General features: G+C 72.1%; 19 protein-coding genes. 13 read left to right on the forward strand and 6 right to left on the reverse strand.

The window, feature by feature from the left end; all coding sequences use genetic code 11:
* Positions 1 to 119: 119 nt before the first annotated feature.
* From E1262_RS06750 to E1262_RS06785, 8 genes are all read left to right on the forward strand, one after another.
* A complete protein-coding gene (locus E1262_RS06750; protein ID WP_132102367.1) occupies positions 120 to 1187 on the forward strand; it encodes a quinone-dependent dihydroorotate dehydrogenase in 1068 nt (355 codons plus the stop codon).
* Positions 1187 to 2044, forward strand: a complete 858-nt coding sequence (pyrF, locus tag E1262_RS06755) for an orotidine-5'-phosphate decarboxylase (protein ID WP_132102368.1) — start codon at positions 1187 to 1189, stop codon at positions 2042 to 2044. The genes E1262_RS06750 and pyrF overlap by 1 nt, the downstream gene beginning before the upstream one ends.
* Positions 2045 to 2228: 184 nt before the next feature.
* Positions 2229 to 2543: an integration host factor, actinobacterial type gene (gene mihF / locus E1262_RS06760; protein WP_026875881.1), complete on the forward strand. Its 315-nt coding sequence runs from the start codon at positions 2229 to 2231 to the stop codon at positions 2541 to 2543.
* Entirely contained in the window at positions 2540 to 3142 is a 603-nt protein-coding gene (gene gmk, locus E1262_RS06765; protein WP_238992861.1) for a guanylate kinase, read from the forward strand. The genes mihF and gmk overlap by 4 nt, the downstream gene beginning before the upstream one ends.
* A 2-nt stretch (positions 3143 to 3144) precedes the next feature.
* Complete coding sequence (gene rpoZ / locus E1262_RS06770) at positions 3145 to 3480, forward strand: DNA-directed RNA polymerase subunit omega (protein ID WP_420810511.1); 336 nt, start codon at positions 3145 to 3147, stop codon at positions 3478 to 3480.
* Positions 3481 to 3511: 31 nt separating this feature from the next.
* A complete protein-coding gene (gene coaBC / locus E1262_RS06775) occupies positions 3512 to 4717 on the forward strand; it encodes a bifunctional phosphopantothenoylcysteine decarboxylase/phosphopantothenate--cysteine ligase CoaBC (RefSeq protein ID WP_132102370.1) in 1206 nt (401 codons plus the stop codon).
* Positions 4718 to 4850: 133 nt separating this feature from the next.
* A complete protein-coding gene (gene metK, locus E1262_RS06780; protein WP_132102371.1) occupies positions 4851 to 6041 on the forward strand; it encodes a methionine adenosyltransferase in 1191 nt (396 codons plus the stop codon).
* An 83-nt stretch (positions 6042 to 6124) separates the two neighbouring features.
* Complete coding sequence (locus E1262_RS06785) at positions 6125 to 8146, forward strand: primosomal protein N' (protein ID WP_132102372.1); 2022 nt, start codon at positions 6125 to 6127, stop codon at positions 8144 to 8146.
* Between the two features lie 96 nt (positions 8147 to 8242).
* Here E1262_RS06785 and E1262_RS06790 read toward each other — a convergent pair whose 3' ends face one another.
* Positions 8243 to 8920: an energy-coupling factor ABC transporter ATP-binding protein gene (locus E1262_RS06790; protein ID WP_132102373.1), complete on the reverse strand. Its 678-nt coding sequence runs from the start codon at positions 8918 to 8920 to the stop codon at positions 8243 to 8245.
* Entirely contained in the window at positions 8917 to 9816 is a 900-nt protein-coding gene (gene ypfJ, locus E1262_RS06795; protein WP_132102374.1) for a KPN_02809 family neutral zinc metallopeptidase, read from the reverse strand. The genes E1262_RS06790 and ypfJ overlap by 4 nt, the downstream gene beginning before the upstream one ends.
* Before the next feature lie 107 nt (positions 9817 to 9923).
* Between ypfJ and E1262_RS06800 the strand changes: the two genes are divergently transcribed.
* The 3 genes from E1262_RS06800 (at position 9924) to E1262_RS06810 (ending at position 14454) form a co-directional block, all read left to right on the forward strand.
* On the forward strand, positions 9924 to 11522 hold the full coding sequence (locus tag E1262_RS06800) for an ABC-F family ATP-binding cassette domain-containing protein (protein ID WP_132102375.1): 1599 nt from the start codon (positions 9924 to 9926) through the stop codon (positions 11520 to 11522).
* Positions 11523 to 11647: 125 nt separating this feature from the next.
* Entirely contained in the window at positions 11648 to 11869 is a 222-nt protein-coding gene (locus E1262_RS06805) for a helix-turn-helix domain-containing protein (protein WP_074946318.1), read from the forward strand.
* 695 nt (positions 11870 to 12564) lie between these two features.
* Positions 12565 to 14454, forward strand: coding sequence for an ABC transporter ATP-binding protein (locus tag E1262_RS06810; RefSeq protein ID WP_238992868.1), 1890 nt, complete (start codon positions 12565 to 12567; stop codon positions 14452 to 14454).
* Positions 14455 to 14539: 85 nt separating this feature from the next.
* Here E1262_RS06810 and E1262_RS06815 read toward each other — a convergent pair whose 3' ends face one another.
* The 3 genes from E1262_RS06815 to E1262_RS06825 all read right to left on the reverse strand — a co-directional run bounded on the left by E1262_RS06815 (position 14540) and on the right by E1262_RS06825 (position 17931).
* Positions 14540 to 15301: an SDR family oxidoreductase gene (locus E1262_RS06815; protein ID WP_132102376.1), complete on the reverse strand. Its 762-nt coding sequence runs from the start codon at positions 15299 to 15301 to the stop codon at positions 14540 to 14542.
* A 70-nt stretch (positions 15302 to 15371) separates the two neighbouring features.
* A complete protein-coding gene (locus E1262_RS06820; RefSeq protein WP_132102377.1) occupies positions 15372 to 17159 on the reverse strand; it encodes a glycoside hydrolase family 15 protein in 1788 nt (595 codons plus the stop codon).
* A gap of 10 nt (positions 17160 to 17169) precedes the next feature.
* Positions 17170 to 17931 (reverse strand): SURF1 family cytochrome oxidase biogenesis protein, encoded by a 762-nt coding sequence (locus E1262_RS06825; protein WP_132102378.1) that lies wholly within the window; start codon positions 17929 to 17931, stop codon positions 17170 to 17172.
* A gap of 111 nt (positions 17932 to 18042) precedes the next feature.
* On the opposite strand from E1262_RS06825, the gene moaA reads away from it, so the two are divergent.
* Positions 18043 to 19032 (forward strand): GTP 3',8-cyclase MoaA, encoded by a 990-nt coding sequence (gene moaA / locus E1262_RS06830; RefSeq protein WP_132102379.1) that lies wholly within the window; start codon positions 18043 to 18045, stop codon positions 19030 to 19032.
* A gap of 203 nt (positions 19033 to 19235) precedes the next feature.
* Here the strand turns inward: moaA and E1262_RS30215 are convergent, their stop codons facing one another.
* Positions 19236 to 19559: a DUF3099 domain-containing protein gene (locus E1262_RS30215; RefSeq protein WP_162605804.1), complete on the reverse strand. Its 324-nt coding sequence runs from the start codon at positions 19557 to 19559 to the stop codon at positions 19236 to 19238.
* Positions 19560 to 19637: 78 nt separating this feature from the next.
* Between E1262_RS30215 and E1262_RS06840 the strand changes: the two genes are divergently transcribed.
* On the forward strand, positions 19638 to 19847 hold the full coding sequence (locus E1262_RS06840) for a dodecin (protein WP_132102381.1): 210 nt from the start codon (positions 19638 to 19640) through the stop codon (positions 19845 to 19847).
* Positions 19848 to 19875 lie beyond the last annotated feature (28 nt).

The following is a 19875-nucleotide window of genomic DNA, read 5'->3' on the forward strand; positions in this document are numbered from 1 at the left end:
CCCCGCCGGCCCCTCCCGCCCCGTCCCGAAAAGTTGATCTTGGAGTTTCCGGGGTATTCATCGGACATTCCGGGCGGCAACTCCACGGTTACTCCAAGATCAACGGGGGAGGGGGCGGCGTGACGGCGTACGACGTGCTGTTCCGGCGGGTGCTGTCGAAGCTCGACGCCGAGACCGCGCACAAGGGCGCGTTCGCCGCGATGCGACTGGCCGCCCGGGTGCCGGGGCTGGCGGCGTACGGACGGCGCAAGCTCGGCCCACCCTCGGCAGGCGCCGTCGAGGCCTTCGGCCTGCACTTCCCGGGACCGCTGGGCCTGGCCGCCGGGTTCGACAAGAACGCCGTCGGCATCGACAGCCTGGCCGCACTGGGCTTCGCGTTCGTCGAGGTCGGGACGGTCACCGGACGGCCGCAGCCGGGCAACCCGCGGCCGCGGCTGCACCGCCTGGTCGCCGACCGCGCCGTCGTCAACCGCATGGGCTTCAACAACGACGGCGCCGCGGTGGTGGCCGCCCGGCTGGGGAAGCGGCGCCGGCGCCGGAACGCGCTGCCGGTCGTCGTCGGCGTCAACATCGGCAAGTCCAAGGCGGTGCCCGAGGCCGAGGCGATCGCCGACTACGAGGCCAGCACCCGGCTGCTCGCCCCGTACGCCGACTACCTGGTGGTCAACGTCAGCTCGCCGAATACGCCCGGCCTGCGCGACCTGCAGGCTGTGGAGAAGCTGCGGCCGCTGCTCACCGCCGTCCGGGCGCAGGCCGACGCCGTCACGACCCGCCGGGTGCCGCTGCTGGTGAAGATCGCCCCCGACCTCGGCGACGACGACGTCCTCGCGGTCGCGAAGCTGGCGCTCGAGCTGGAGCTGGACGGCATCATCGCGACGAACACCACCATCGGCCGCGACGGCCTGCGCTCCACGCCGCTCGCGGTCGAGCGGGCCGGCGCCGGCGGGCTGTCCGGGGCGCCGCTCGCGGCGCGGTCGCTGGAGGTGCTGCGACTCCTGCGTGGCGCCGTGGGGGAGCGGCTCACGCTGGTCGCGGCCGGCGGCGTCACGACCGCCGGGGACGCGTACGAGCGGCTGCGGGCCGGCGCCACGCTGGTCCAGGCGTACACCGCGTTCATCTACGGCGGCCCGCTCTGGCCGGCCCGCGTGCAGCGCGAGCTGGCGCGGTTGATCGAGGAGGATCGTTGATGGAGCCCTTCGGGCGGCGGCTGCACGCCGCGATGAAGGCCCGCGGGCCGTTCTGCGCCGGCGTCGACCCGCACCCGGGTCTGCTCACCGCCTGGGGCCTGGCCGACGACGTCGCCGGGCTGGAGCGGTTCGCCCGCACGGCCGTCGAGGCGCTGGGCGAGACCGTCGCGGTGCTCAAGCCGCAGTCGGCGTTCTTCGAGCGGCACGGGTCGCGCGGCGTCGCGGTGCTGGAGCGGGTGATCGCCGACGCGAAGGGCGCCGGCGCGCTGGTGCTGCTGGACGTCAAGCGCGGCGACATCGGCTCGACGATGCAGGCCTACGCCGACGCCTACTGCGACCCGGCGTCGCCGCTGTGCGCCGACGCCGTCACCGTCTCGCCGTACCTGGGCTTCGAGTCGCTGCGCCCGGTGCTCGACACCGCGGCGGCACACGGCAACGGCGTGTTCGTGCTCGCGCTGACGTCCAACCCGGAGGGCCCCGAGGTGCAGCACGCCCGCGCCGCCGACGGCCGCACCGTCGCCGGGACCATGCTGGACCATGTTCGTGCCGCCAACGCCGCCGCGCTGGCCGCCGGTGACGCACTGGGCGGCGTCGGGGTGGTCGTCGGCGCCACGACCGGTGGATCCGGCGAGGATCTCGCCGTCGGGGGGCCGCTGCTGGCGCCCGGCATCGGCGCTCAGGGCGCTACCGTCGCGGACCTCGCGACGGTGTTCGGAGCGGCTTTGCCGCAGGTCGTGCCATCGGCGTCGCGAGAGGTCCTGTCCGCCGGACCGGACCCGCGGGCACTCCGCGAGGCAGCGGCCCGGACCATCGAGGACGTCCGTGACCTGCTGTTTCGTGCCTCCGCCGGTGCCTGACCGGCACGAATCCAGGGACTTCCGGCGCGACACGCGGGGGACGTCGTACCGTGGATTCGTCCGGACAGGTACGGTGGATTGCGTTGCTGACCTGGTGGTTCACTCGCTAGGTTCCTGAAACAAGGCCGCCGAAGCGGTGGTCGGACCCACATCCACACAACGACACAACAGAGGTGACCCGCTCGTGGCGCTCCCTAACCTGACTCCCGAACAGCGCGCGGCCGCTCTCGAGAAGGCTGCCGAAGCTCGCCGGGAGCGTGCGGAGGTCAAGAACCGCCTGAAGAACGCCGGAGCCCGTCTCGGCGACGTGCTCAAGGAAGGCGAGAAGAATGAGGTCATCGGCAAGATGAAGGTTTCCGCCCTCCTCGAGTCGATGCCCGGCGTCGGTAAGGTCCGCGCCAAGCAGATCATGGAGGAGATCGGCATCGCCGAGACCCGTCGCGTCCGTGGCCTGGGTGCCAACCAGTCGGCGGCTCTGATCGAGCGTTTCGGCGGTTGAGCCTGCACACGTCCCATCCGCGGTCGGCCCCGCGGGTCATCGTCCTGTCGGGGCCGACGGCGGTCGGAAAAACCACCGTCGTCAAGAAGCTGCGCGCCGCTCACCCGGAGTTGTGGATCTCGGTGTCCACGACGACCCGGCCGCCGCGGCCGCGAGAGATCGACGGCGAGCATTACCACTTCGTCGACGACGCCACGTTCGACAAGATGATCGAGCAGGGCGAGTTCCTCGAGTGGGCCGTGGTGCACAAGCGGGCGAAGTACGGCACGCCCAGGGGGCCGGTCGAGCGCGCGCTCGCCGCCGGCCACTCAGTGCTGCTCGAGATCGACCTGCAGGGCGCCCGGCAAGTCAGGGAGACCATCCCCGACGCGCTGTTCGTGTTCCTCGCGCCGCCGAGCTGGGACGAGCTGGTCCGCCGGCTCATCGGCCGGGGCACCGAGACCGAGGCCGAGCGCGAGCGCCGGCTGACGACCGCGCGCGAGGAGCTGGCCGCGGAGGCCGAGTTCGACGTCACGCTGGTGAACACGGACGTCGAGACGGTTTGCGAAGAGTTGGTAGCCTTGATGCGTACACCCCACTTGACGAGCCCGGAGGCATGAGCGTGTCCGGTACCCAAGGCGTTGCCGAGGGCATCACTTTCCCACCCATCGACGACCTGCTGGCCAAGACCGACTCCAAGTACGGCCTGGTCATCTACGCGGCCAAGCGGGCGCGCCAGATCAACGCCTACTACTCGCAGCTGGGCGAGGGCCTGCTCGAGTACGTCGGGCCGCTCGTCGAGACCCACGTGCAGGAGAAGCCGCTGTCCATCGCGCTGCGCGAGATCGACGCGGGCCTGTTGACGGCCGAGCACATCGACCCGAACGACATCGACGCCGAGCTGCCGGTCGCCCCGGCCGCCACGGCTGACGAGCCCGCGGCCGAGCAGCAGAGCTGACGGCCGGCGGCCGGTTGATGGCTGATGGCTGATGGCTGAGATCGTCCTCGGCGTCGGGGGTGGCATCGCCGCCTACAAGATCGCCGAGGTGCTGCGCCGGCTCACCGAGTCCGGCCACGGCGTCACCGTCCTACCCACCAGGTCGGCCCTCCGCTTCGTCGGGGAGCCGACCTGGGCCGCGTTGTCGGGCCGTCCGGTGCGCACGGAGGTCTTCGACGACGTCCACGAGGTCCCGCACGTCCGCATCGGCCGGCACGCCGACCTCGTGCTGGTCGCCCCGGCCACGGCCGACCTGATGGCCAAGGCCGCCGCCGGGCTGGCCGACGACCTCCTGACGTCGACGCTGCTCACCGCGCGCGGGCCGGTGATCTTCGTACCGGCCATGCACACCGAGATGTGGGAGCACCCGGCCACCGTCGCCAATGTCGAGACGCTGCGCAAGCGCGGCGCGCTCGTCGTCGAGCCCGCCGTCGGCCGGCTCACCGGCGCCGACACCGGCAAGGGCCGGCTGCCAGAGCCCGCCGACATCTTCGCCTACGTCACCGACGTGCTGAGCCGCGGCGGCGCTGGGCCCGACCTCACCGGCCGGCACGTCGTCGTCTCCGCCGGCGGCACCCGCGAGCACCTCGACCCCGTCCGGTTCCTGGGCAACCGCTCGTCCGGCCGGCAGGGCTACGCGCTGGCCCGGGCCGCGGCCGCGCGCGGTGCCCGCGTCACGCTGGTGGCGGCGAACGTGACGCTGCCCGACCCCGCCGGCGCCGACATCGTGCGGGTCGGTTCCGCGGCGCAGCTGTACGACGCCATGGTGGAGGCCGCGGCCGGCGCCGACGCCGTCGTCATGGCCGCCGCCGTCGCCGACTTCCGGCCGGCCGCCTACACCGACACGAAGATCAAGAAGTCGGCCGACGGGTCGACCCCGGTCATCGAGCTGGAACGCACCACCGACATCCTCGCCCACCTGGCCGCGCACCGGCCCAGCCCGCGGCAGGTCGTCGTCGGGTTCGCCGCCGAGACCGGCGACGCGTCCGGCAGCGTGCTCGACCACGGCCGCGCCAAGCTCGCCGCCAAGGGCTGCGACCTGCTGGTGGTCAACGAAGTGGGCGCCGACCGCGGGTTCGAGTCCGAGAACAACGCCGCGGTCGTGCTGGGCGCCGACGGCAGCTCCGTGACCGTCGAGAGCGGTCCCAAGTCCGCCCTCGCGCACGTCGTCTGGGACCTCGTCCGCGCCCGCCTCTGATCGGCGGGTGCGCCCGTGTCTCAGGATGCGGGTGAAAACCGTCCAGTGCGTGGACGTTCGCAGGCCGGGTCCGCGACATTACCCTACAGTTGGGCTGCCTGGGTGTAGTCCGCGTCATGAGAGGGGGCATGGGTTGTCTCTACGTCTGTTCACGTCCGAATCCGTCACCGAGGGTCATCCGGACAAGATCTGTGACCAGATCAGTGACGCCGTGCTCGACGCGCTGCTGAAGGACGACCCCAACAGCCGCGTCGCGGTCGAGTCGATGGTGACCACCGGCCTGGTCCACGTGGCCGGCGAGGTGACCACACAGGGCTACGCCGACATCCCTGGCATCGTGCGCGACACCATCCTCGGCATCGGATACGACTCGTCGACCAAGGGCTTCGACGGCTACTCCTGCGGCGTGTCGGTGTCCATCGGCTCGCAGTCGCAGGACATCGCGCAGGGTGTGGACTCCGCGTACGAGCATCGCGTCGAGGGCGACCTCGACCCGCTGGACCTGCAGGGGGCGGGCGACCAGGGGCTGATGTTCGGCTACGCGAGCGACGAGACGCCGGAGCTGATGCCGCTGCCGATCATCGTCGCGCACCGGCTGGCGCAGCGGCTGGCCGAGGTGCGCCGGTCCGGCGCGGTGCCGTACCTGCGTCCGGACGGCAAGACGCAGGTCACCATCGAGTACGACGGCGACCGCCCGGTCCGCCTCGACACCGTCGTCGTGTCGACGCAGCACGCGGCCAACATCGACCTCGACCAGCTGCTCACCCCTGACATCACCAACCAGGTGGTCAAGCCGGTGCTCGAGACGTTCGAGCTCGACGAGCACGACTTCCGGCTGCTGGTGAACCCGACCGGCCGGTTCGAGATCGGCGGCCCGATGGGCGACGCCGGCCTCACCGGACGGAAGATCATCATCGACACCTACGGCGGCATGGCCCGGCATGGCGGCGGCGCGTTCAGCGGTAAGGACCCGTCGAAGGTGGACCGCTCCGGCGCCTACGCCATGCGCTGGGTGGCGAAGAACGTCGTCGCGGCCGGGCTCGCCCGCCGCTGCGAGGTGCAGGTGGCCTACGCCATCGGCAAGGCTGAGCCGGTGGGCCTGTTCCTGGAGTGCTTCGGTACCGAGCGGGTGCCGGTGGAGCGCATCGAGAACGCCGTCACCGAGGTCTTCGACCTGCGTCCCGCCGCGATCATCCGCGACCTCGACCTCAAGCGGCCCATCTATGCCCAGACGGCCGCCTACGGTCACTTCGGCCGCGAGCTGCCCGACTTCACGTGGGAGCGCACCGACCGCGTCGATGCGCTGCAGGCGGCCGCCGGCTGATCGGCCGAGGCCGAGCGATGCCCGGCCGGATCCGTCCTGTGGACAACCGCGGGCCGGGTCCGCCAGTGCGGTAGAAACGGTCTGTGAGCGCATCCGAGCAGGCCGAGCCCGATCAGCTGGCGCTGGTCGCCGCGCCCGGCCGGCGCCGGTTCCGAACCCGCGCGCCCGAGCCGGTCGCGGAGGAGCGGCCGGTGGCCGCCGTGCTGGTCGACGTCGGCCTGCCGCATCTGGACCGGCCGTTCGACTACCTCGTGCCGGTCTCCATGGCCGACGACGCCGTCGTGGGCGCCCGCGTGTCGGTGCGGTTCGCCGGCACCGATCAGGACGGCTTCGTCGTTGCCCGGAAGGACTCCAGCGACCACGAGGGAAAGCTCGCGCGGCTGCGCCGGGTGGTCTCGCCCGAGCCGGTGCTGGCGCCCGAGATCGCGATGCTGGCCCGCACCGTCGCCGACCGCTACGCCGGCACCGTCTCCGACGTCCTGCGCCTCGCCGTCCCGCCCCGGCACGCCACCGCCGAGAAGGCCGCGTCGCCCGACCCGCCGGTTCCGCCGGCCCGGCCCGACCCCGGCGGCTGGGCCCAGCACGTCGACGGCGTCGCGCTGCTCGACGCGCTGGCCGCCGGGGGAGCGCCGCGCGCCGTCTGGAACCCCGGCCCGGCAGCCGACTGGCCCGACCTCGTGGCCCGGCTGGTCGCCACGACACTGTCCGGCGGACGGGGCGCGCTGGTGGTGGTGCCCGACGGCCGCGACGTCGCACTGGCGTCGTCGGCGCTGACGGAGCTGCTGGGCGAGGGCCAGCACGTCGAGCTGGAGGCCGACGCCGGGCCGTCCACCCGGTACAAGCGCTGGCTGTCGGTGCGCCGGGGCGCCGTGCGGGCCGTCATCGGGACCCGGTCGGCGGCGTTCGCGCCCGTGCACGACCTCGGGCTGGTGGTCCTCTGGGACGACGGCGACGACCTGCACGCCGAGCCGCGGGCGCCGTACCCGCATGCGCGCGAGGTGCTGCTGCTGCGCGCCCACCAGGCCGGCGCGGCCGCCGTCGTCGGGGGGTTCGCGCGCACCGCCGAGGCCGAGCAGCTGCTGGCCACCGGCTGGGCGCGGCCGGTGACTCCGTCGCGGCAGGCGGTCCGGGCCGCGTCGCCGCACGTGCACGCCAGCGGTGACGACCACGAGCAGGCCCGCGACGAGGCCGCCCGCACCGCCCGGCTGCCGTCGCTGGCCTGGCGGACGGCGCGGGCCGGGCTCGCGCGCGGCCCGGTGCTGGTGCAGGTGCCGCGGGCCGGATACCTGCCCGGCGTCGCCTGCGCCCGCTGCCGCACGCCGGCGCGCTGCGCGGCCTGTTCCGGGCCCCTGGTGCTCGGCCAGGCCGACCGGCCGCCGCGATGCGCTTGGTGCGCGACGACGTACCCGTCGTGGCGGTGCGGGGAGTGCGGGCACGGCACGCTGCGGGCGACGGTCGTCGGCGTACGGCGGACGGCGGAGGAGCTCGGCCGCGCGTTCGCGGGCGTGCCCGTGCTGCTGTCACGCGGCGACGCCGTGCGAGATACTGTCGGCGCGGAGCCGGCGCTGGTGGTGGCGACGCCCGGCGCTGAGCCGGTCGCTGATGGTGGCTACACGGCGGCGCTGCTGCTGGACGGCACCGCGCTGCTGGCCCGGACCGGCCTGCGCGCCGCCGAGGAGGCGCTGCGCCGCTGGCTGCGCGCGGCCGCGCTGGTCCGTCCCGGGACGATGGGCGGGGAGATCGTCGTGGTCGCGGACTCCTCCGCGCCGGCCGTCCAGGCGCTGGTCCGCTGGGACCCGGCCGGCTTCGCCACGCGCGAACTGGCCGAGCGTTCGGCGCTCCACCTGCCGCCCGCCGCGCGCGTCGCCGAGCTCACCGGTGCCGCCGCCGACGTCGACGACCTCCTCATGCACGCCGAGCTCCCGCCCGACGCCGAGGTCATCGGCCCGGTGCCGGTCGACGACGGCGCACGGGCGATGGTCCGCGCGCCCCGGGCGGCGGGGACGGCGCTCGCGGCGGCGCTGCGGGCGGCGGCCGGCATCCGCTCCGCCCGCCGCACCGGCGGCTCCGTCCGCGTCCGCATCGACCCCGTCGACTTCGGCTGACGCTCAACTCCATGATCATCAAGGATTCGACCCTCTATGGTGTGGTGGATCCTTGATGATCACGGGATCGCGGCGACGGCCCTCGGGCCAGACCCCCTACTCGAGACGCGACGCGAGGTCCACGTAGTACGCGACGGCGTCGGCCGGCAGACCGTCGAACACCAGGCGACCGTCGTCGAAGACCAGCACGCGGTCCATCGCCAGGACGGCGTCGAGGTCGTGCGTGACCAGCACGACCCGCTGCGGCACCTCGGCCAGCAGCGCCAGCACCTTCCGGGTGTTGCGCAGGTCGAGCAGCGTCGTCGGCTCGTCGCACACGAGCACCTTCGGGTCCGTCACCAGCACCGAGCAGAGCGCCAGCAGCTGCTTCTGCCCGCCGGACAGCAGGTGCGCAGGATGGTCGGCGTGCCCGGCCAGCCCGAAGCGCTCCAGCGCCTCCGCCACCCGCGCTTCAACCGCCGACCGCGGCAGGTCCCGCAGCCCGAAGGCGACGTCCTCGGCGACCGTCGGCATGAGGATCTGCGCGTCCGGGTCGGTGAACACGAAGCCCACCGACCGCCGCACCTCGGCCCCGGACCGCCGCGTCGACAGCCCGTCCACCGTCACCGACCCTGACGACGGCAGCACCAGGCCGTTGAGCAGCCGCGCGAACGTCGACTTGCCCGACCCGTTCGCCCCGATCACGCCGACCCGCTGCTCCGTCAGCGTCACCGTCACGTCGCGCAGGACGGTGCGGTCGCCGTACCGGTGCGTGACGGCGTCGACCTCGATCACAGCGACGACGCGGCGAACGTGTCGCAGGCCGCGATGTCGCCGGTCTCGAGACCCGTCCTGAACCACGCCTGCCGCTGGTCGCTGGAGCCGTGTGTCCACGACTCCGGCGTGATGGTGCCCTGGAACCGCTCCTGGATGTAGTCGTCGCCGACGGTTCCGGCGGCGGCCAGCGCGTCGGTGATGTCCTGGTCGGTCAGCTCGGTGATCAGCGGCTGGCCGGTCTCGTCCTCGGCGGTGGTGGCGTGGTGCGCCCACATGCCGGCGTAGCAGTCGGCCTGCAGCTCGAGGCGGACGGCGTCGGAGTCGGGCCCGGACTGGGTGCGGACCCGCTGCATCTGACCGGTGAGGTTCTGCACATGGTGACCGTACTCGTGGGCCAGCACGTACGCCTCGGCGAACTGGCCGCTCGGCCCGCCGTACGTGGTGCGCAGCTGGTCGAAGAACCCGAGGTCAAGGTAGACCTGCTGGTCACCGGGGCAGTAGAACGGCCCCACCTGCGACGACGCCGTGCCGCATCGGGTGGTGACCGCGGAGGTGAAGAACGTCGTCGTCGACGGGCTGTACTGCTCGCCGGCGGCGGCGAAGTAGTCCTCCCAGAACGCCTGGACCGAGTTCACGTAGAGCACGAACCGGCAGTCGGGGTTCTCGTCGATGTCCGCGACCACCTGGCACTCACGCTCCAGCTCGCCCTCGGACCCCGGCTCGGCCTGGATCTGCGGCGTGCCGCCGTCGCCGCCGAGGACGTCGGCCGGGTTGGTGCCCGTCAGCAGCGCGAGCAACGCGAGGATGACCACCCCGATGCCTCCACCGGCCGCCGCCGTGCGGCCGGCCGGGCGCCGGCCACGCTGGTCGGACACCTGGGAAGGATCCAGGCGTGCCCGCCGGTTGAACTTCATGGCCGATTCACCTCACGCGTAGACTGCTCACCATGATGCCCGTGGCGGACTGATCGTGCTGGACCGATCGCCCACCCCATCCCAGGCCACGGAGAGTTCACCCTGACATGATCACCGCTCACCAGCTAGAAGTGCGCGCAGGCGCGCAGGTGCTTCTCGAAGACGCCAGCTTCCGCATCGGTCCCGGCGACAAGGTCGGCCTCGTCGGCCGCAACGGCGCCGGCAAGACCACGCTCACCCGCATCCTGGCCGACGAGGGCCAGCCCGCCGCCGGCTCGGTGGTGCGCAACGGCCCGATCGGCTACCTGCCGCAGGACCCGCGAGCCGGCGACCCCGAGATCGTCGCCCGCGACCGCATCCTGAGCGCCCGCGGGCTCGACGTCGTCGTCGCGGGCATGCGCAAGGCCGAGAAGCAGATGGCCTCCAGCGATCCCGACGAGCACGAGCGCGGCATGCGCCGCTACGCCCGGCTCGAGGCCGAGTTCCTGGCGGCCGGCGGGTACGCCGTCGAGAGCGAGGCGGCCACCATCGCCGCCAGCCTCGGGCTGCCCGACCGCGTGCTCGCGCAGCCGCTGAAGACGCTCTCCGGCGGCCAGCGGCGCCGGGTCGAACTGGCCCGCATCCTGTTCTCCGACGCCGACACGCTGCTCCTGGACGAGCCGACGAACCACCTGGACGCCGACTCCATCGTCTGGCTGCGCGACTTCCTGCGGGCCTACAAGGGCGGCCTGGTGGTCATCAGCCACGACGTCGCGCTGCTCGACAAGACCGTCAACCGGGTCTTCCACCTCGACGCCAACCGCGCCGCCCTCGACGTCTACAACATCGGCTGGACGGCGTACCTCGCCCAGCGCGAGACCGATGAGCGACGCCGGCACCGCGAGCGGGCGAACGCGGAGAAGAAGGCCGCCGCGCTCAAGGCGCAGGCCGACCGCATGCGCTACAAGGCCACCAAGGCCACCGCGGCGCAGAACATGGACCGCAGGGCGCAGCGGCTGCTGGCCGGCCTCGAGGAGCAGCGGCGCCAGGACAAGGTGGCCAAGCTGCGCTTCCCCGACCCCGCGCCGTGTGGCAAGACGCCGCTCACGGCGTCCGGCCTGTCGAAGTCGTACGGGTCGCTGGAGGTCTTCACCGACGTCGATCTCGCCATCGACCGCGGCAGCCGGGTTGTCATCCTGGGCCTCAACGGCGCCGGGAAGACGACGCTGCTGCGGCTGCTGGCCGGCGTCGAAGAGGCCGACACCGGCACCGTCGAGCCCGGGCACGGGCTGCGGCTGGGCTACTACGCCCAGGAGCACGAGACGCTCGACACCTCGCGCACGGTGCTCGAAAACCTCCGCAGCGCCGCTCCGGACCTCCCGGAGCTCGAGGCGCGCCGGGTGCTCGGCTCGTTCCTGTTCTCCGGCGACGCCGTCGACAAGCCCGCCGCCGTGCTGTCCGGCGGTGAGAAGACCCGGCTGGCGCTGGCCTCGCTGGTCGTGTCCAGCGCGAACGTGCTGTTGCTGGACGAGCCGACGAACAACCTCGACCCCGCCTCCCGCGAGGAGGTGCTGGCCGCGTTGCGCGGGTTCGCCGGCGCGATCGTCCTCGTGACCCACGACGAAGGCGCCGTCGAGGCGCTCGGCCCGGAGCGGGTCGTGTTGCTTCCGGACGGAGTCGAAGATCTGTGGAACCCTGACTATGCGGAGCTCGTCTCACTCGCATAGGAGAGGTCGATCCACCCTGCGCTTTTTCGTTCCCTGGAGGCACGATCCGGCCTTCGACTGGCGAAAAAGCGTAATGGAGCGGATCATTGTCCTCTGTCATGCAGGACAACGAAACGGGAGGACGCGTGGCCGAGAAGTTGGTAAAAGGCGCGCGGATCAGTGGGGGGCAGCGTGACAAGCTCGCCTCTGACCTGAAGAAGAAGTACGAAGGTGGTCGGAGCATCCGCGAGCTCGCCACTGAAACCGGGCGTTCCTACGGGTTCGTCCACCGGGTTCTGTCCGAGTCCGGAGTCAACCTACGAGGCCGCGGAGGGGCCACACGAGGCAAGGCGAAGAAGCAGGCCTGAACCAGCCCCAGTTGGTCGAGATGCCGGAGGAGGGTGGCCTCCAGCAGCTCGATCACCCCGACACACGCTTCGTCACCCACTGCGCGGTCCCCGGCGCGCACGCCTCCCCAGGCGATGCGGCGGCGAATCACCGAGTCAGCCCGGCCGGTGAATCGTTCGGCGGATTCTCGAGTCGTCGTACTCGAACCCGAGGGGCCTTCTTTCCGATCAGTTGATCTTGGTCAGAGGTGAAGAGAGCCGATCGGCAAGTCCGACATATCGGACAGCCTTAAACGGTCGCACTCCGCACTGTTGATCTTGATTCACGCCATTGCCCGAGTAATCGGTGTGCTTTCACGCAGAGTGACGTGAAGGCAGTGTCGATGCCCGTTCGCGTCTTTTGCGCGAGGGAGGCCATCGGGCGCTTCAGCATGCCCGGAAACGCCGCCATCGGCCGGCCGGACGACGCTCCGGCCGACGTTCGGTGCGTTCCGGTACGGACCGGTCTGTAACGTTGCGTGACGGATCGGGGAACGGCCGCCCGTGCCGCGGGGCGCCGATTCGATCACGGTGCGTGACGATCCGCGCGTGGCCGCGGCACGCGCGGTCGGCTCGCCTCTGAGCGAACGGGGGAAGAACCGTCGGCTGGGCGACGTTGTCGGCGGCGGGTCGCATGATGGTCGGCAACAGACGCGAGGAGGTCGACGCCGGTGTCGATGGGGATGGGTCACGCCTGGCGCGCATCGAGGTCGTTCTCGAGCGACCAGTCGGTCACGCACCAGCGGCTGGCCCGCGGCACGGTCAAGCGGATCGCCGGGTACGGCCGGCCCTACCGTTTCCAGCTGACCGTCTTCCTCGCCACCACCATCGCCGCGGCGGCGTCCGCGGCCGCCGTCCCGCTGCTGCTGAAGGTGCTCATCGACAGCGGCGTCAGCGCCGGCGACCGCGCGGTCGTCGTCTGGGCCGCGCTCGCGGTGGCCGGGCTGGCCGTCGTCGACGTCGTGCTCGGGCTGCTCGGCCGGTGGATGTCCGCCCGCGTCGGCGAGGGGCTCATCTTCGACCTGCGCCGCCAGGTCTTCGACCACGTGCAGCGCCAGCCGGTCGCGTTCTTCACCCGGACGCAGACCGGCTCGCTGGTGTCGCGGCTCAACAGTGACGTCATCGGCGCCCAGCAGGCGTTCACGGGCACGCTCTCGCAGGTCGTCAGCAACTTCGTGACGCTGGTGCTGGCGCTCGGCGCGATGATCGTGCTGTCGTGGCAGATCACCCTGATCGTGCTGGTACTGGTGCCGCTGTTCCTCCTGCCCGCCCGGTTCATCGGCCGGAAGCTGGCCGACATCAGCCGCGAGGCCATGCAGCTCAACGCCGCGATGAGCCAGACCATGACGGAGCGGTTCAACGTGTCCGGCGCGCTGCTGGTGAAGATCTTCGGCCGCTACCAGAACGAGAACGCCGACTTCGGGCAGGCCGCCGGCCGGGTCCGCGACATCGGCGTCGTCCAGGCGCTCTACGCGCGCTACTTCTTCCTCGGCCTCACCTTCCTCGCCTCGCTGGCCACCGCGGTCGTCTACGGCGTGGGCGGCTGGCTGGCCGTCGGCGGCACCCTCGAGGTCGGCACGCTGGTGGCGCTGGCCGCGCTGCTGACCCGCCTGTACGGGCCGCTGACCGCGCTCTCGAACGTCCAGGTCGACATCATGACGGCACTTGTCAGCTTCGAGCGGGTCTTCGAGGTGCTCGACCTGCGGCCGATGGTCCGGGACGCCCCCGGTGCCCGCCCGCTGCCGGCCGGCGACGAGCAGCTGTCGGTGGAGTTCGACGACGTCCACTTCGCCTACCCGGGCGCCGACGACGTCTCACTGGCCTCGCTCGAAGCGGTGGCCCGGCCGATGACGGCGTCGCCCGAGCCGGTGCTCGAGGGTGTCTCGTTCGACGTCGCGCCCGGCCAGCTCGTGGCGCTGGTCGGCCCGTCCGGCGCCGGCAAGTCGACCATCACGCACCTGGTGTCGCGGCTCTACGACCCCACGTCGGGCGTGGTGCGGGTCGGCGGCCACGACCTGCGCGACGTCACGCTCGAGTCCCTGCACGAGGCCGTGGGCGTGGTCACCCAGGACGCGCACATGTTCCACGACACCATTCGCTACAACCTCGCCTACGCCCGCCCCGGCGCCACCGACGACGATCTGTGGGCGGCGCTCGAGGCGGCGCAGATCGCCGGGCTGGTCCGCTCGCTGCCCGAGGGCCTCGACACCGTCGTCGGCGACCGCGGCTACCGGCTGTCCGGTGGCGAGAAGCAGCGGCTGGCGATCGCCCGGCTGCTGCTCAAGGCGCCCCGCGTGGTGGTGCTGGACGAGGCGACGGCGCACCTGGACTCCGAGTCGGAGCTGGCCGTCCAGCGGGCCCTCGAGACCGCGCTGGCCGGCCGCACGTCACTGGTCATCGCGCACCGGCTGTCGACCATTCGCGGCGCCGACGTCATCCTCGTCGTCGACGACGGCCGCATCGTCGAGCGCGGCACCCACGAGCAGCTGCTGGCCGCCGGCGGCACCTACGCCGAGCTCTACCGCACCCAGTTCGCCCTGCAGGACGTCTCCACCCGCACCGCCTGACCGCCCTGGAGTTGATCACGTTGAGTTGGGGTGATCACGCTCACCCAGGAACGCAGGCCTGGGGATGCGGTAGGACGCCTGGTGATCAGAGGGAGCGGATCGAGCCGCCGTCGACGGCGATCACCGAGCCGGTGAGGTACGACGCGGCGGGGGAGAGGGCGAACGCGGCCACCCGGCCGAACTCCTCGGGCCGGCCGTAGCGACGCAGCGGGATGGTCTTCTCCGCGGCCGCCTTGACCTCCTCCGGGTCGCGGCCGGACATCGTGGCCAGCTCGCGGAGCCGGTCGGTCTCGATGCTGCCGGGGAGCAGGCCGACCGTCCGCACGCCGTCGGGCCCGAGCTCGTCGGCCAGCTGCTTGATCACCATCGCGAGGCCGGGCCGCAGCCCGTTTGAGGCCGCGAGGCCGGCGATCGGCGCCTTCACCGAGCTGGACAGCACGAACGCCAGCGCGCCGCCGCCGGACAGCTGGGCGGCGACCACCCGCGCGAGCCGCACGGCGCCGAGGAAGACGCTGTCGAACGCGGCCCGCCATTGATCGTCGGTGATCTCGGTGACGGGGCCGGCGGGCGGCCCGCCGACGCTGACGAGGGCGCCGTCGAGCCGGCCGAACCGGTCGAGCGCGGCGGCCACCAGCCGGTCCGGCGTGTCCGGGTCGGCGTTGTCGGCCGCCACGCCGACGACGGAGGCGGTGCCGAGCTCGTCCACCGCCGCGTCGACCGCATCCTGCGAGCGCGACGTGACGACGAGCCGGGCGCCGTCGGCGACCAGGGCCTCCGCCCCGGCCCGGCCGAGCCCGCGCGTGCCGCCGGTGACGATGTAGACGCGATCCTTGAGGCCGAGATCCATGGTCGATGATGGTAGCCACCAAAGCCGACCCGGGCGGCGGCGAGCACCACGACGGAAAGGAAACTGGTGGTCAGGCGTGGCCGGTGGCCGGTCCGGGCAGCTCCGCGAGCAGGTAGGCGGCCGTCACCAGCGGGATGTGGCTCAGCGCCTGCGGGAAGTTGCCGACCATGCGGCCGATGCGCGGGTCGTACTCCTCCGCCAGGAGCCCGAGGTCGTTGCGCAGGCTCAGCAGGTGCTCGAACAGCTCGCGCGCCCGTTCCGTCCGCCCGGTCAGGTGCAGCGCCTCGACCAGCCAGAACGAGCAGGCCAGGAACGCGCCCTCGTCGCCGGGCAGGCCGTCGACGTCGTGCTCGGTGCGGTAGCGCAGCACCAGCCCGGTGTCGGTGCACAGCTCCTTCGCGACGGCGTCGACGGTCCCGACGACGCGCGGGTCGTCGGGGGGCAGGAAGCCGACGATCGGGATCTGCAGCAGCGCGGCGTCGAGCGCCGGGTGGCCGTAGGACTGGGTGAACGTGTTGCGCTCGGCGTCGTAGCCGTGCTTGAGGACGTCGTCCATGATGGTCGCACGCAGCGCCTTCCACCGGTCGGGCTGCCCGCTGACGCCGTCGCCCTGCAGGGCGTCGACGGCGCGGTCGGCGGCCACCCAGGCCATGACCTTGGAGTGGACGAAGTGCCGGCGCGGCCCGCGGACCTCCCAGATGCCCTCGTCGGGCTGGGTCCACGCGCCCTCGAGGTGCTGCAGCAGCTTCTCCTGCAGCGCCCACACGTGCCGTTCCAGCGGCAGTCCGTGCTGGCGGGCACGGGCCAGCGTGTCGATGACCTCGCCGTAGACGTCGATCTGCAGCTGCTCGGCGGCGGCGTTGCCCACCCGCACCGGGCCGGACGCCTCGTAGCCGGGCAGCCAGTCGATCTCGTACTCCTGCAGCCGACGCTCGCCGCTGATGCCGTACATGATCTGCAGGTCGCCGGGGTCGCCGCCGATGGCCCGGATCAGCCAGTCGCGCCATGCCCGCGCCTCGTCGACGTACCCGCTGCGGATCAGCGCGTCCAGCGTGAACGCGGAGTCGCGCAGCCAGCAGTACCGGTAGTCCCAGTTGCGCACGCCGCCGATGCCCTCGGGCAGCGATGTCGTCGGCGCCGCGACGATGCCGCCGGTGGGCTGGTACGTCAGCGCCTTGAGGGTGATCAGCGAGCGCATGACGGCGTCATGGTACGGGCCGTCGTAGGTGCACTGGGCCGCCCAGTCGTTCCAGAACTTCTCCGTGGCGTCCAGCGCCTCGAAGGCGTCGACGGGTGACTCGGGCGGGTCGTGCGACGGGCCCCACGCCAGCACGAAGCTGATGCGGTCGCCCTCGCCGATGGTGAAGTCGGAGTGCGTCGTCAGCGCCCGGCCGTACGTCGGCACCTCGCAGTGCAGCGCGACGGAGTCGGGACCGGCCACGCCGACGATCAGGCCGTCCTTGCGGTGCACCCACGGCACCGAGCGGCCGTAGTCGAACCGCAGCCGCAACTCGCTGTGCATCGGGACCCGCCCCGACAGCCCCTCGACGATGCGAACGACGTCGTGCTGACCTGTGCTCTCAGGCATGAAGTCGATGACCTTGACGCTGCCGTTCGGGGTGTCCCAGACGTGCTCGAGGATGAGGGTGTCGCCGCGGTACCAGCGCCGGTCGGCCTGGCCGGCGCCGATCGGGGCGATCCGCCAGAACCCGTGCTTGGCCGTACCGAGCAGCGACGCGAAGCAGGCGGAGGAGTCGAACCGGGGCAGGCAGAGCCAGTCGATGGTGCCGTCACGGTCGACGAGCGCCGCGGTGTGGAGGTCGCCGATGATGCCGTGGTCCTCGATGAGACCCGTCATCTACCCATGTCTACCCGACGGACTGAGTTCGTGCCTGTGACTCCCTGCCGGTGTCGTCGTGTGTCTCGTCACGTCCACGCGCCTCGGCTCGGATGAGCAGCACGAACCCGCCGACGCCCACGACGGCGAACAGGAACCACTGGATGGCATAGGACAGGTGCGGCCCGGACTCAGTCGCGGGCGCGTCGATCAGCTGCAGCGACGTCGAGGGCTCCGGGTTCTGGGTGATCAGCTCGCCCCAGGCGCCGTAGAGCGGGTAGGGGAGATCGGCGGCGATCGCCTCGACATCGACGAACCGCACCGACCCCGACGACGGGTCGACGTCGTGGCCGGTCTCGCTGGATCGGACCCGTGCGGTGACGGTCACCTCGCCGTCCGGCGGTGGCGGCAGCTCGATCTCGTCGTCGTCGCGGCCGTCGGCGGCGACGAACCCGCGGTCGACCAGCAGCGCCGTGCCGTCGTCACCGACCAGCGGAGTCAGGGCGTGGACGCCGCGAGTGCCGTCGACCGGGCGCAGCCGCAGCCGGAGCTCGTTGTCGACGTCCCAGTGCCCGGTGACCTCGACGGTGCGCCACTTGTCGTGGTCGGCCAGCGGCTGCCCGGGGGGTGCGAGCTGCGCGGCCGGTACCGGGTCGTCGCCGACGTTGGCCTCGATGACGGCGTTGCGGTCCTGCCGCTGCTCGTTGCGGTCGAGCTGCCAGAGCCCGAGCCTGACGCACAACAGCACCAGCAGCACGCCGGCGAGTGTCAGCAGGAGCCAGCGGCGAATCATTTGCGCCCTCGGCGGAAAAGCGTGCCTCGGTCGGTCGCCAGGAACCTGTACACCCCACTGACGGTACGCCGACGGCGTGTGGTCCGGCCCGCCGGGGCTTAGGCTTGAACGGTGCTGGTTGACCGATATGGACGCGTGGCCACCGACCTGCGGGTCTCGCTGACCGACCGGTGCAACCTGCGCTGCACCTACTGCATGCCCGAGGAGGGGCTGGCCTGGCTGCCGCGCCAGGACGTCCTCACCGACGACGAGGTGGTGCGGCTGGTCCGCATCGCCGTCGAGCGGCTGGGCGTGCGCGAGGTCCGGTTCACCGGCGGCGAGCCGCTGCTGCGCCGCGGCCTGGTCGACATCGTCGCCGCCTGTGCCCGGCTGGAACCGCGGCCGGAACTGTCGCTCACGACGAACGCCGTCGGGCTGGCCCGGGTGGCCGGCGCGCTGGCCGAGGCGGGGCTCGACCGCGTCAACGGCTCGCTCGACACCCTGCGGCCGGACCGGTTCGAGACGCTGACCCACCGGCGCCGGCTCGACGACGTGCTGGCCGGGCTGGCCGCGGCGCGCGAGGCCGGGCTCGATCCTATCAAGATCAACACGGTCCTCATGCGCGGCATCAACGACGACGAGGCGCCCGAGCTGCTCGCCTGGGCGCTCGAGCACGACTACGAGCTGCGGTTCATCGAGCAGATGCCGCTCGACGCGCAGCACGGCTGGGACCGCGCCACCATGGTGACCGCCGAGGAGATCCTCGCGTCGCTCCAGTCGGTGTTCTCACTCACCCCGCAGGGCGACGTCGAGCGCGGCAGCGCGCCGGCCGAGACCTGGCTGGTCGGCGGCGGCCCGGCCCGCGTCGGCGTCATCGCGTCGGTGACCCGCCCGTTCTGCGGCAGCTGCGACCGCACCCGGCTCACCGCCGAAGGCCAGGTGCGTAACTGCCTGTTCGCGCGGGAGGAGTCCGACCTGCGCGGCGCCATGCGCGGCGGCGCTGACGACGCCGAACTGGCGCGCCGCTGGGAGATGGCGATGGCCGGCAAAGCGGCTGGTCACGGCATCGATGACCCCGGGTTTCTACAGCCGTCGCGGCCGATGTCCGCGATCGGCGGCTGATTCCGTCGAAACCACCGGTGAACTGCGGCGATCGGCCGTTGATCAGCAGCGAGAGGCGGCGACTCGGCCGGAAGATGAGGACGACGCCGGGCAGCCACGGGGGAAGCCGCCCGACGTCGCCGGTACGCAACGCACCGACGGGGGAATACGGAACGTGCGCCTGGGGAGTATTGCACGTTCCACAACGACTTCGGAAGGCCCTGTCAATGTTCGATTCGATCTTTGGCCACCGGGGCCTCCGGAAGCTCCAGTCGCGGCGGCGGGACCACCGGTGAGAGGGCACTGTGGCGCGGCTGGCGGGTCGCGTTGGCGATGACCACCGCGATGTACGGCAGCACGACCGCACCCAGGATGAACACGATGCGCAGCCAGCCCTGGCTGATGACGGCCAGGGGCAGGCACGCGAGGCGGATGCCCATCATGATGAGGTACCGGCGTTGCCGGCTGGCGAGGTCGTCACTGCGCGGCGCCGCGGCCGTCGTGACCGACGGCACAGGATCGCTGCGACGCGCGCCGTGACCGTTCACCCTTCCACGGTAGGCCAGAATCGTGCGATCAAGTGCAGCCGGGCCGCCCAATGCGCCGGCGACTGGAGGGAGAGCGTCATGAACCGCACCTATCGGGTGACCGAGATCGTCGGCACGTCCACTGAGGGAATCGACGCGGCGGTGCGCAACGGCATCGGCCGAGCCGCTCAGACCCTGCGCCATCTGGACTGGTTCGAGGTCACGGAGGTCCGCGGTCAGATCGTCGACGGCGAGGTCCAGCATTTCCAGGTCGGGATGAAGGTCGGCTTCCGGCTCGAGGACGCCTGACGGTAGCGTCGGCGCGGACGCACGAGAC

It is taken from the genome of Jiangella aurantiaca (genome assembly GCF_004349105.1).
GTDB classification, from domain to species: domain Bacteria; phylum Actinomycetota; class Actinomycetes; order Jiangellales; family Jiangellaceae; genus Jiangella; species Jiangella aurantiaca.

Bases quoted from the DNA above. Each gene is read 5' to 3' on its own strand.
- pyrF (WP_132102368.1), top strand. From the start codon at position 1,187: ATGGAGCCCTTCGGGCGGCGGCTGCACGCCGCGATGAAGGCCCGCGGG.
- coaBC (WP_132102370.1), top strand. From the start codon at position 3,512: ATGGCTGAGATCGTCCTCGGCGTCGGGGGTGGCATCGCCGCCTACAAG.
- ypfJ (WP_132102374.1), bottom strand. From the start codon at position 9,816: ATGAAGTTCAACCGGCGGGCACGCCTGGATCCTTCCCAGGTGTCCGAC.
- E1262_RS06800 (WP_132102375.1), top strand. From the start codon at position 9,924: ATGATCACCGCTCACCAGCTAGAAGTGCGCGCAGGCGCGCAGGTGCTT.
- E1262_RS06810 (WP_238992868.1), top strand. From the start codon at position 12,565: ATGGGGATGGGTCACGCCTGGCGCGCATCGAGGTCGTTCTCGAGCGAC.
- E1262_RS06815 (WP_132102376.1), bottom strand. From the start codon at position 15,301: ATGGATCTCGGCCTCAAGGATCGCGTCTACATCGTCACCGGCGGCACG.
- E1262_RS06820 (WP_132102377.1), bottom strand. From the start codon at position 17,159: ATGACGGGTCTCATCGAGGACCACGGCATCATCGGCGACCTCCACACC.
- E1262_RS06825 (WP_132102378.1), bottom strand. From the start codon at position 17,931: ATGATTCGCCGCTGGCTCCTGCTGACACTCGCCGGCGTGCTGCTGGTG.
- E1262_RS06840 (WP_132102381.1), top strand. From the start codon at position 19,638: ATGAACCGCACCTATCGGGTGACCGAGATCGTCGGCACGTCCACTGAG.